We start from the raw sequence: 426 nt of genomic DNA, 5'->3' as shown, positions 1-426 counted from the left end.
GAAGAACTGCGCCGGCTGCCACACCCACAGGGCGCGCAGGCCGGCGCAGCGCCGTGAGGCGAGGTCGAAGGCCCAGTCCACGGCGGCGGCGGAGGACCGGCTGCCGTCCACCCCGCCCACCACGGAGAGGGGGTCCTGGGTGACGTGCTCCGGCTCGCGGACCCCGGCCACCGGACGTCCGGCCCGAGCCAGCACGGGCGCCGCCACCGCATGCGCACTGAGCACCTCCTCGGCCCGGGGGCGGCTCCATTAGCCGAGGACCACGGCAGCGGCGTGCGCCGACCCACGGAGCAGCACCCGGCTTTCGCTCCTGTACACCACCTTGCTGGAGATCTCCAGGTCCGGATGCTTCTCCCGGGCCACCGCCGCGGTCTCGTCGAGCAGCTGCCGAACCCGCTGACGGAGCTCCGCGTGGTAGCCCTCGCC

General features: G+C 74.6%; 1 protein-coding gene. It reads right to left on the bottom strand.

The features are described from left to right. Positions 1-225, bottom strand: a 225-nt coding sequence (locus tag UK12_RS33215; RefSeq protein ID WP_197085380.1) for a universal stress protein, incomplete at its 3' end; no start/stop codon positions are given. Between the last annotated feature and the right edge of the window lie 201 nt (positions 226-426).

Origin of the sequence: Saccharothrix sp. ST-888 (assembly GCF_000955975.1) — a bacterium.
Classification (GTDB): Bacteria; Actinomycetota; Actinomycetes; order Streptomycetales; family Streptomycetaceae; genus Kitasatospora.
Note: the sequence above shows the minus strand (reverse complement) of the source record. Positions and strands in the feature narration are given on the sequence as shown.